This window comes from Candidatus Planktophila sp. (genome assembly GCF_046070465.1).
Taxonomy (GTDB): domain Bacteria; phylum Actinomycetota; class Actinomycetes; order Nanopelagicales; family Nanopelagicaceae; genus Planktophila.
In genome coordinates, this window is the sequence record NZ_JBJTMK010000065.1 from 1 (window position 1) to 11,214 (window position 11,214).

The 11,214-nt window shown below is 50.7% G+C and carries 9 protein-coding genes and 1 tRNA gene; 3 read left to right on the forward strand and 7 right to left on the reverse strand.

Features of this window, described 5'->3' with window-relative positions; all coding sequences use genetic code 11:
- From glpK to galK, 3 genes are all read left to right on the forward strand, one after another.
- Positions 1 to 1,262: glycerol kinase GlpK (gene glpK / locus ACKOVI_RS03145; protein ID WP_509602577.1), on the forward strand; the 1,262-nt coding region annotated here is incomplete at its 5' end.
- Between the two features lie 21 nt (positions 1,263 to 1,283).
- The gene (gene galT / locus ACKOVI_RS03150; protein WP_509602578.1) at positions 1,284 to 2,396 is read left to right on the forward strand and encodes a galactose-1-phosphate uridylyltransferase; all 1,113 of its coding nucleotides are present in this window, start codon (positions 1,284 to 1,286) and stop codon (positions 2,394 to 2,396) included.
- 3 nt (positions 2,397 to 2,399) lie between these two features.
- A complete protein-coding gene (galK, locus tag ACKOVI_RS03155) occupies positions 2,400 to 3,536 on the forward strand; it encodes a galactokinase (protein ID WP_509602579.1) in 1,137 nt (378 codons plus the stop codon).
- Here the strand turns inward: galK and ACKOVI_RS03160 are convergent.
- The 7 genes from ACKOVI_RS03160 to ACKOVI_RS03190 form a co-directional block, all read right to left on the reverse strand.
- A complete protein-coding gene (locus ACKOVI_RS03160; RefSeq protein ID WP_509602580.1) occupies positions 3,533 to 4,645 on the reverse strand; it encodes a S1C family serine protease in 1,113 nt (370 codons plus the stop codon). The two genes, galK and ACKOVI_RS03160, sit on opposite strands and share 4 nt — an antisense overlap.
- A 75-nt stretch (positions 4,646 to 4,720) precedes the next feature.
- A tRNA-Asn gene (locus ACKOVI_RS03165) sits at positions 4,721 to 4,792 on the reverse strand.
- Positions 4,793 to 4,836: 44 nt separating this feature from the next.
- Positions 4,837 to 6,678, reverse strand: a complete 1,842-nt coding sequence (gene dnaG, locus ACKOVI_RS03170) for a DNA primase (protein WP_509602581.1) — start codon at positions 6,676 to 6,678, stop codon at positions 4,837 to 4,839.
- Between the two features lie 9 nt (positions 6,679 to 6,687).
- Positions 6,688 to 7,932: a deoxyguanosinetriphosphate triphosphohydrolase gene (locus ACKOVI_RS03175; protein WP_509602582.1), complete on the reverse strand. Its 1,245-nt coding sequence runs from the start codon at positions 7,930 to 7,932 to the stop codon at positions 6,688 to 6,690.
- A 9-nt stretch (positions 7,933 to 7,941) separates the two neighbouring features.
- Positions 7,942 to 8,589: a YdcF family protein gene (locus ACKOVI_RS03180; RefSeq protein ID WP_509602583.1), complete on the reverse strand. Its 648-nt coding sequence runs from the start codon at positions 8,587 to 8,589 to the stop codon at positions 7,942 to 7,944.
- Positions 8,586 to 9,752, reverse strand: coding sequence for a tRNA dihydrouridine synthase DusB (gene dusB, locus ACKOVI_RS03185; RefSeq protein WP_509602584.1), 1,167 nt, complete (start codon positions 9,750 to 9,752; stop codon positions 8,586 to 8,588). The genes ACKOVI_RS03180 and dusB overlap by 4 nt, the downstream gene beginning before the upstream one ends.
- Positions 9,722 to 11,101 (reverse strand): glycine--tRNA ligase, encoded by a 1,380-nt coding sequence (locus ACKOVI_RS03190; RefSeq protein WP_509602586.1) that lies wholly within the window; start codon positions 11,099 to 11,101, stop codon positions 9,722 to 9,724. The genes dusB and ACKOVI_RS03190 overlap by 31 nt, the downstream gene beginning before the upstream one ends.
- Positions 11,102 to 11,214: the final 113 nt, after the last annotated feature.

Sequence of the window (11,214 nt, forward strand, 5' to 3'; positions counted from 1 at the left end):
ATCAGCGTGAGACCACAGTGGCATGGGATGCAGCTACCGGCCAGCCACTTCATAACGCGATCGTCTGGCAGGATGTTCGCACCGCTTCCTATCTTGAAGGTCTCTCCGAACAATCTCGCACCACGCTGAAATATAAGAGCGGTCTCACTGTTGCTCCTTACTTTGCTGGCAGCAAGATGCACTGGTTAATTGAAAACTCAGCCGCTGTTCGCGATGCAATTGCTTCAGGAACCGCCCGCTTTGGCACTATCGATAGCTGGCTGTTGTGGAATCTCTCTGGCGGCACACAAGGCGGAGTTCATTACACCGATGTCACCAACGCGAGCCGCACATTATTGATGAATCTCGAGACTCTGGATTGGGATCAAGAACTTCTCGACATCCTTGAAGTCCCTCGTTCAGTTCTCCCTGAAATCAAATCATCATCAGAGATTTACGCTCACACAAACCCACATGGCCCATTGGGTGCTGCAGTTCCGATTGCAGGAATCTTGGGCGACCAACAAGCAGCAATGGTGGGTCAGGTCTGTTTCAATCGCGGAGAATCCAAGACAACATATGGCACAGGAAACTTCGCTCTGCTCAATACCGGCACGGATATCGTGCGATCCAAGAACGGTTTGCTGACAACAGTGTGTTACAAATTCGGGGAGCAACCAGCCCGATACGCACTTGAAGGATCTGTTGCGGTCACGGGTTCTGCAATTCAATGGCTACGGGATCAGCTGGGCATCATTACTCATGCTGCAGATACTGAAAGCTTGGCATCATCTGTGACCGATACTGCCGGCGTCTACTTTGTTCCAGCTTTCTCTGGTCTCTTTGCTCCGTACTGGCGCAGTGATGCTCGCGGTGTCATTGTCGGCTTAACACGCGCAGCGACTAAGGCACATCTTGCACGAGCGGCTCTTGAAGCTATTTGTTACCAGACTCGCGATGTGATGGATGCGATGGTTGCAGACTCAGGTGTTCCCATGACCGAGATGCGGGTCGATGGTGGAATCACTGCAAACTCTCTCTGTATGCAGATGCAGGCAGACATTATGGGAATCGATATCACGCGCCCGCTGATCACTGAGACGACAGCACTTGGCGCTGCATATGCAGCAGGTCTTGCCGTCGGAGTCTGGTCCACTACAGATGAATTGAAATCTCAATGGCAACAATCTCGTCGTTGGAATCCAACAACTACCGCCGAAATCCGTGAAGTGGGTTATTCAGGATGGAAGAAGGCAATCGAACGAACCCTCAACTGGGCTTAATCGGGATAGGCTTGCGCCACTATGAACGAGATTAAAGAACTTTCAGCAGGAGTCATACGTACCGATCGCACCATGAATGACGGTCGTACGATTCGTTATTACGACACTGCAGGACAATCTCGAACAGTTGCAGATCAGCGGGAAAAGGAAGAACAGCCCGGTATCGGCGAACTCCGCCTCGATCCCTTGGTCAACGAATGGGTTGCAATGGCAGCTCACCGCCAAGGTCGCATCTTCTTGCCACCTAAAGAGCTCTGTCCCCTCTGCCCGACTACTGGCGAACTCCTTACTGAAATTCCAGAATCTGAATATGAAGTAGTTGTCTTTGATAACCGCTCACCATCGCTTCGCCCGCCCATCGATGATTTTGCTCTGCCTGATCTAGTGGGTGCAGATACCGATGAAGGTGTCGCTGCTGGCAAGTGTGAAGTCATCTGCTTTACCGGAGATCACGGTGGATCTTTTAAGACTCTCTCACCTCAGCGCGTACGCACCCTTCTTGAGGCATGGCGCGATCGCACCGCAGAGCTCTCAACGCTTCCTTATGTCGAGCACATCGCTCCCTTTGAAAACCGCGGTGAAGAAATCGGCGTAACTCTCGCGCACCCCCACGGCCAGATTTACGCATATTCGTACCTGCCACCACGCGTTCACAAGATGCTCGCTGTCGCTCAAGCACATAAGGAGAAGACGGGTCACGTTCTCTTTGACGATGTCGTGGCTCGCGAACTTCGTGACGGCGTGCGCATTATTGCTCGCAATGAACATTGGGTTGCCTACACCCCTTATGCATCACGTTATCCATTTGAGATTCATGTTGTTCCATTGCAGCCAGTTGCAGATCTCACTGAGCTCTCTCCTGCTGCATGTGATTCATTCCCGCCGATTGCAATCGAAGTTATGCAACGTCTTGATGGTGTCTTTGGAATCGAAATGGCATACATCGCTGCCTGGCACCAGGCTCCTGTTCGCCAAGGCCGCGATCTATTGCGCCTCCATTGGCAGATTACATCTGTACGTCGCGCTCCAGGAAAGTTGAAGTACCTTGCCGGTTCTGAATCTGCCATGGGTGCCTTCATCATGGATATGAAGCCAGAGCAATCTGCGCAGCAGTTGAAAGATGTAAAGCTGTAAGCCATGGCAAGCCTTGAAAATACCTTTCTAGAAATCTTTGGCCATAAGGCAGAGGTTCTTGCTGAAGCACCAGGTCGCGTCAATCTCATCGGCGAACACATCGATTACAGCGAAGGTTTTGTACTCCCCTTTGCCATTGCAGATCGCACATTTGCTGCGATTGCGCGCAATAACGATGGCTTAGTACGTATTGCATCACAGCAACGAAAGAACCGTATCTTCACCATTGATATCAAAGAAGTTCAACCCGGCAGCGCTGGCGAATGGGAAAAGTATGTTCTCGGTGTCATCTGGACCATGGGAATTACCTCGGGCGTAGATATCTTGGTCGATGGCCACGTTCCATCTGGCGCAGGACTTTCATCCTCGGCTGCACTTGAATGCTCAGTAGCAGTAGGGCTCAATACTCTCTTTAATCTCGGCAAGTCACTTGAAGATATGGCGCGTGCAACTCAAAAGGCAGAGAACGATTACGTAGGCATGCCCTGCGGGATCATGGATCAATCGGTTTCCCTGATGGGTCGTGAAGGTTCAGCTCTCCTGCTTGATTGCCGCGATTTAACAACAGAATCTGTCCCGTTCGATGTTGCCTCAGCTGGACTTGAACTCCTGATCATTGATACACAGGCACATCACGCTCTGGTCGATGGCGGCTATGCCGAACGTCGCGCATCATGCGAATCAGTAGCTGCAAAGTTTGGCATTCCTTCAATGCGCCACTTAACGATGGAAGTGCTTGATGCTCGTAAAACTGAAATCTCAGAGACTGAATACATCCGCGCCCGCCATGCAGTTACGGAAATTCAACGTGTTAAAGATGCGGTGACGGCTCTTCGTGCCAATGACTTCACGACCCTTGGTCGCCTGATCAACGAATCTCACAACTCGCTTCGGGATGATTACACCGTCTCTTGCGCCGAGCTCGATGAGGCAGTGGATGCATCACGTGAGGCAGGCGCACTCGGTGCTCGCATGGTTGGTGGCGGCTTTGGTGGAAGCGCAATTGCGCTGATTAAGGCAGACCAGATTGAATCTACGAAAGATGCAATCCGATCTGCCTATGCAGCAAAGGGCTTTAAGGCTCCTCGCTTCTTTACATCGCTGCCAAGTGCAGGAGCTTCAGCTCGTTCAGTTCACTAATTAGTTGAACTTGGCGCAGATCCCAGGGTCACAGTAAAGGTCTTTTCGCCACCTGTTGGCAGAGTGACAGTAACGGTAACTGTGGCGCCAGGTGCCATGGAGCGAATCTTCACGATGGCACTTTCTGCATCGACTGTCTTTACGCCGTTAATTGAAGTGATGATTGAACCGGCAGGAATGCCTGCTTTCTCTGCACCTTCTCCTGCACTCAGACGTGAAATCTTTGCGCCGATGCCTGTGTAGCTAGAGTCAAAATAGACTCCGAGAACTGGTCGAGTTGATTTTCCAGTCGCGATAATTTCATCAATGATGCGCTTTGCCTCATTGATGGGAATCGAAAAGCCGAGACCGATATTTCCACTGGCGCTACCAGATGTCAGAGTTGCGATTGCAGAGTTAACTCCAATCTGGCGACCCTGTGCGTCGACAAGAGCGCCACCAGAATTACCTGGGTTAATCGCTGCATCTGTCTGTATTGCGTTGACATAAGACTCTGCCCCAGTTGTTCCAGTTGTGACGGGACGGTTGAGAGAAGAGACGATTCCACTGGTTACAGTATTGGCAAGGCCAAGGGGCGAACCGATTGCTAGTACTGGATCACCGACACTCACCTGAGATGAATCACCGAGTGTGATTGCAGGAAGATTGCCAACATTGATTTTGAGAACAGCGATATCGTAATTGGCATCTCGGCCAACAATGGCTGCCTTATATTGATCTCCACTTACAAGTTCAACGGTGATAGTTCCGCCAGTTGCAGCGTCTGCGACTACGTGGTTATTGGTGATGATGTAAGTAGACGTTGCTGAAGTCTTATAGATTGAGCCTGAGCCGTTACCGCCTCCTGATGTTGTCGTTACTTTGATCGAGACAACTGAAGGTGTAACAAGTGAGGCGATAGTCTTAGCATCAATTGCCGTTCCATTTGCACCACCAATGACTACTGCTGTGCGTGAAGGAGAACATGTGCCGTTGGTAGCAAGATAGAGAGCCTTCGTACGGTTATCGGCGCATGCTGTGACTGTGGGAGCTGTGGTTGCAGCAGTCGCCATAGTTCCGGCTACTGCTGCACCTGCTACAAATGCGATGATGGTTTTGAAGTTCTTCATGAGGCCCATAGTGCCCGAGGTGGCTGAGATTTTCCTGTTGAGCAGATGTGAGTATTTTTAAGCCTGACAGCAGAGCTCCCCGACTTGGATTCGAACCAAGAACCTGTCGATTAACAGTCGACTGCTCTGCCGTTGAGCTATCGGGGATCGTGCGGAGCGCACTCTATCGCACGCCTGGGAGAGCGACAAAATTAAAGGCTGCCGACCGCCAGTTCATGCAGGCTACGGCGGGCACTTTCCAGGGCCACCAATTGAGCAAATGCGGCGTTGTACTCATCCCCATTTTCAACAGGGTTAAGCCGCTGAAGGCGAGATTTGAGATCGGCTATCGCTCGGCTGATTCCAACTTCACGAAGTCGCGCGACAATGCTGGAGACATACCGTTCGGTGATTGCTCCCTCAGCACGAATCGGCTCAACAGATAATTCTGTAAAGAGCGCTTTCATCTGAGGGTCTTCAATTTCTTCACTTGTAAATGCTCTCGTAGCACCAAGTGAATTAATGGTTGCAGCAAGAGCCATATATGCAGGATGAGTAAATGAACCATCTTCAATTGTTGTCCAGCTTGAAACTAGCGCTGGCAATTGAACTCGAGCTTTGAGAACTTCACGCTCTAACATCAAAGTTGGTTCGAGTGGATCTGGGCGCCAAGAGTTCTCTGGTGTGCCCTCTTCGATTGCGTCATGTGTTGGTGCAACTCGCCTTACTCCTTGCGCAACCGCGCGAGAAACGATTTCAACGTCTACGCCGAGCCAGCCAGCCAGCAAACGTGTGTACTCGGGGCGAAGCGACTTGTCGCGTATCTGACTCACAAGTGGCGCAGTTGCATTGAGCGCATTGACACGGCCTTCAGCGGTATTGAGGTTGTGCTGGCTGAGCTCGGTCTTAATCGCAAATTCAAACAACGGAATTCGGCGAGCGATGAGATCGCGCAGCGCTAAATCGCCCTTGTGCTGACGTAAATCGCACGGATCTAGACCGTCAGGCTCGACTGCAACGAATGTCTGTGTCACAAACTTTTGATCTTCATTAAATGCGCGCATGGCAGCTTTCTGGCCTGCGGCATCACCATCGAATGTGAAGATTACTTCACCACGGAAAGCATCATCATCCATGAGTAAACGGCGAATAATGCGAATGTGGTCTGCGCCAAATGCGGTTCCGCAGGTAGCCACCGCAGTGGTGATGCCGGCGAGGTGGCACGCCATAACATCTGTATAGCCTTCAACAACTACTACCTGGCGCTTCTTAGCGATCTCTTTCTTCGCCATATCAAGGCCATACAAGACTTGGCTCTTCTTATAGATCGGAGTCTCCGATGTGTTGAGGTACTTAGGGCCTTGATCTTCTGCATCGCTGGCAAGTTTGCGAGCACCGAAGCCAACAACGTCGCCAGTAATATCTTTGATCGGCCAGACCAAGCGATTGCGGAACTTATCAATCGGGCCTCGTTCGCCCATCTTGGAAAGTCCTGCGAGCTCGAGTTCATCAATTGTAAAGTTGAGTGCACGCAGATGCTTTGTTAATACATCCCAACCTTGAGGTGCGTAGCCAACTCCGAATGCCTCACATGCTGCGCGATCGAACCCGCGCTTTGTGAGGAGCTCGCGGCCGATCGCTGCATCTGGAGATGTATTGAGTAGGTGTTGAAAGAACTTTGCAGCTTCAACATGTGCCGCCACTAAGCGAGAGCGATTTCCTACGGGAGCTTTCTGTCCACCTGAATATTCTTCATATCGAAGTGTGTAGCCCATGCGATCTGCTAGGCGTTCGATTGTCTCGGTAAAAGAGAGGTGGTCAATCTTCATTAAGAATGCGATGACATCTCCACCGGTTTGGCAACCAAAGCAATGGAAGTAACCCTTGCTGGGTGTTACGTGAAATGATGGTGACTTCTCATCATGGAATGGGCAGAGGCCCTTCTTCTGTCCGCCGCCCGCATTCTTGAGCTGGACGTAATCGCCGACTACCTCATCAATAGGTGCACGTTCGCGGATGTATTGAACATCTTCATCTCTAATGCGACCGCTCATGTTGCTACCTTAACCGCGACTTCCGGAAAGTCCACTTAAACGTGCATGGAGAGCGTAAGCGCCTGGGTCAGTCAGGCTTGCAATCTGGTCAATCACCACACGGAGTCGAGCTGCATCATCGGCGGCGTTCTTCCAATCATCTTCAAAGATGGGATCGAGTTCAAGTGGCGCCTTTGCGTACAACATCTCCACGAGTTCACGAACAACAACTTGCTGCTTCTCGTAACGTTCTTGTGATGCCGCCGCATTAATTAAATAGTGGCCAGCAACTGCCTTGAGGAAATCGACTTCAATGACTGCTTCGCGAGGAATAGCCAAGTTTGCACTGTAGCGAGAGAGATTTCCCGCGCCATGAATTGCACGAGTTTCGCGTTCTGCTGCTCCCACAAAACGACCAATTAACTGTGAAGTTGTGTCTTTCAAACGAGCGAGCGATGCGTGTGTGCGATCAAATCCTCGTGGCCAGCAAGAGAGCGAAGCAAGGCGATCAAGTGCTGCTGCGGCTTCATCTCTTGTTGCATCTGATTTGTAATCAGTTGCCATCACTGAATAGAGAACATCGAAATCACGCTCGAAATCGTTGACTGTCACTTGGCCAGCAAAGATGGCATCCTCAAGATCGTGAACTGAGTACGCGCAGTCATCGGACCAATCCATGATCTGTGCCTCTATGCACTTGCGACCTTCTGGTGCGCCGATGCGCATCCAATTAAAGATCTCAACATCATCGGCATAGACCCCGAACTTCCGTGGATTCACCTGATTGCTCCATGGGTATTTGGTTGCAGCATCTAAGGAAGCGCGAGTGAGATTAAGGCCGATGCTCTTGCCATGAGGATCAACTGTCTTTGCTTCGATACGAGTTAATAATCTAAAGCTCTGAGCATTACCTTCAAAGCCACCGCAATCGACTGCTACTTCTGCAAGTGCTTCTTCACCATTGTGACCAAACGGAGGGTGACCTAAATCGTGGGAAAGGCATGCAGTCTCTAGTAAATCTGGATCTGCCCCTAAAGATTCTCCGAGTTCTCGGCCAATTTGCGCGCATTCGAGAGAATGTGAAAGTCGTGTGCGCTGAAAGTCATTCTCCCAAGGGACTGCTACCTGGGTCTTCGCCGCCAATCGGCGCAGCGCAGCGCTATGGATAACGCGTGCGCGATCGCGCATAAATTCTGTTCGGCCGGCACGTTTTGCAGGTTCATCCAAGAAGCGATCTTGATCGCTCGTTGAATATCCTGGAACCTGGCTGCTCATAGCCGTACCTTATAAGCCCTGCATCGATATTGGACTATTGGGTAAATGGTCACTGATATTGATACCTCGTCGCCCGAGGGTGATGTACGCCAAATAAGCTCCAGCTTCGCGTGCCAAGTAGCGAAGACGTGAATTCTTTAATGAATTCGGACCTTCCTGGACCGGTGAGCATGATGCGATCGCCCCGAGGTCTTCTGCCATCGTAATGGCGCGGTTGCAGTGATATGGGTCAGTTGCGACGACAACGTTGGTGAGATTGCGCTTCTTCATCTCTGCAACATAGGCAACAGTTTGGGTTCGAGTATCACGACCGGATGGAATAGAGATGATTGCACTGCGCTTTACACCGTTATGGCGTAGCCAATAGGCGCCAGCTGCTGCCTCTGTTGTGCGATCGCCAGGTGCGCCAGATCCGACAGTGATTATCAACGGCGTGAGCCCTAATGAATAAAGTCGTTTCGCTTCTTGAAGCCGAGCAAGAAGAACATCACCTGGCGCCCCATTTAATTGTGCAGCACCTGGAACAACGACAACTTCGGCGCTGCGAATAATGGGGTGATGTGCAGCGTTCCACGTAACAAAGAGTGCGTAACAAGGAACAGCAATAACAATGGTGAGAAAAAGTGTAATAACACGACGAATGAGCTTAAACATCATCCGCCTGAGAACATATCTTCAGCTTCCAAATGAATCATTTCATCTGGATCTTTCAGCCAACCGTCCGGAAGCGTCGGTGCACGACCATGACTTGTTCGGCCGCGAGGTTTTTCCGCAACTTCAACGGGGTATGGCTGATCTTCGAGTTGATTGAGAAGCGAACGCAGCTCTGCTAGTGATGAGACCATTCCAAATTGGCGGCGGAGCTCGCTAGGAACACGGAATCCTTTGAGGTACCAGGCCATATGTTTGCGAAGATCACGACAGCCACGGATTTCAGATTCAAAGTAATCGACAATTAACTCACCGTGGCGGAACATCACTTCACGGACTTCAAAGAGAGTTGGCTGGACTGGTGATTGGTTGCCCTGTAGCGCTGCCACTAAATCGGCGAACAACCAAGGACGACCAAGGCATCCACGGCCCACAACCACACCTGCACAATTCGTCTGCTGCACCATCTCTACCGCATCCGCGCCAGTCCAAATATCCCCGTTACCAAGCACTGGCACCCCAGTTGGTTTCAAATGCTCAACAAGATTTGCAATCGCCGACCAATCGGCTTTGCCTTCATACATCTGCTCTGCTGTTCGTGCGTGCAGTGCAACCCATGCAACACCAGCATCTGCCGCTGACTTTGCAGCTTCTAAATATGTGTGATAGTCGGTATCGATGCCGATGCGCATCTTTACCGTTACAGGAATTCCAAATGGTCTGGCAGCTTCAACTGCACCTTGCACAATGGCGCTAAAGAGTTTGCGCTTATACGGAAGCGCTGCTCCCCCGCCTTTGCGAGTTACCTTTGGAACAGGGCAACCGAAGTTCATATCGATATGGTCGGCGAGATTTTCGCGACCAATCATCTTTACCGCTTCCGACATATGGTGTGGGTCGACCGAATACAACTGCACAGATCGAGGCCATTCGCCCGGACCTGGTTCAATCATGCGCAGCGTCTCAGGAACGCGTTCTAACAGCGCGCGTGCTGTCACCATCTCAGAAACAAATAAGCCAGCGCCTTGTTCGCGACAGAGCATGCGAAATGGTGCGTTGGTGATTCCTGCCATCGGAGCGAGGACAACAGGTGGATCTACCTGATGCACCCCGTCCCGAAGCGGAAGTGAGAGTGGTTTTAGCAACCTAGTAACTTCGGTGCAAGCCATGACTCAACCTGATCGATTGAGATGCGCTCTTGTTCCATTGTGTCGCGATCGCGAATTGTCACTGCGTTATCTTCAAGGGTTTCAAAGTCAACGGTGATGCAATATGGGGTACCGATTTCATCTTGGCGACGGTAGCGACGGCCAATTGCACCTGAATCATCGAAATCTATATTCCAGTTCTTACGTAATTGAGCCGCAAGATCGCGCGCTTTTGGTGAAAGGTCAGCGTTGCGAGAAAGTGGAAGAACTGCAGCCTTTACCGGCGCAATGCGGTGATCGAACTTCATCACTGCACGCTTCTCCATCTCGCCCTTTGAGTTTGGAGCTTCATCTTCTGTGTATGCATCCATCATAAATGTTAGTGCGCAGCGATCAACGCCCGCTGCCGGTTCGATGACAAATGGCGTCCAGCGCTCGTTCTTTTCCTGATCGAAGTAAGAGAGATCCTTACCAGAGGCCGCAGAGTGAGCCTTCAGGTCGAAGTCGGTGCGGTTTGCAATACCCTCGAGTTCGCCCCATTCAGTTCCATTGAATTCAAACTTATATTCAATGTCGGTTGTGCCCTTGGAATAGTGTGACAACTTCTCTTTAGGGTGCTCAAATAAACGAAGTCGCTCTGGATTGATTCCGAGATCCTTGTACCAAGCAAGGCGAGTCTCAATCCAATACTTGTGCCACTCTTCATCTGTTCCTGGAACAACGAAGAACTCCATCTCCATCTGCTCGAATTCACGAGTACGGAAAATAAAGTTTCCTGGAGTAATTTCATTACGGAATGACTTACCAATCTGGCCAATACCAAATGGTGGTTTCTTCCGTGATGTTGTCATTACCTGATCAAAGTTAATAAAGATTCCCTGAGCTGTTTCTGGGCGAAGATATGCAAGTCCTGATTCATCTTCAACTGGGCCAAGGAAAGTCTTGAGCAAGCCAGAGAACTGCTTTGGTGTTGTGAACTGTCCCTTGTTTCCGCAGGCAGGGCAGTTCATCTCTGAAAGCGATTCAAGCTTCTTCTTATGCTTTGCCTCGTACTGCTCTTCAAGATGGTCAGCGCGGTAACGCTTGTGACAAGCAGTGCACTCTGTCAGCGGATCGCTAAATGTTGCAACGTGTCCTGATGCTTCCCATACTTCACGAGCCAAAATCACTGACGAGTCGAGACCGACAACATCTTCGCGTCCCATAACCATGGATTTCCACCACTGGCGCTTCACGTTATTTTTTACCTCAACACCGAGTGGGCCGTAATCCCATGATGCACGCAAGCCGCCGTAAATTTCAGATGAAGGAAAGACAAAGCCGCGACGCTTTGAGAGAGAAACAATATTTTCTAGGCGATCTACGGCCATCTAATGACTCCATCCGTTGTGTGAACCGGAGAATCACTTGTGGCGCTCCGGCTGGCTGTCGGCGTTTGCTAGCGATTGAACTAACTAGCGAACGTGGATGAAGTTTACCTTAC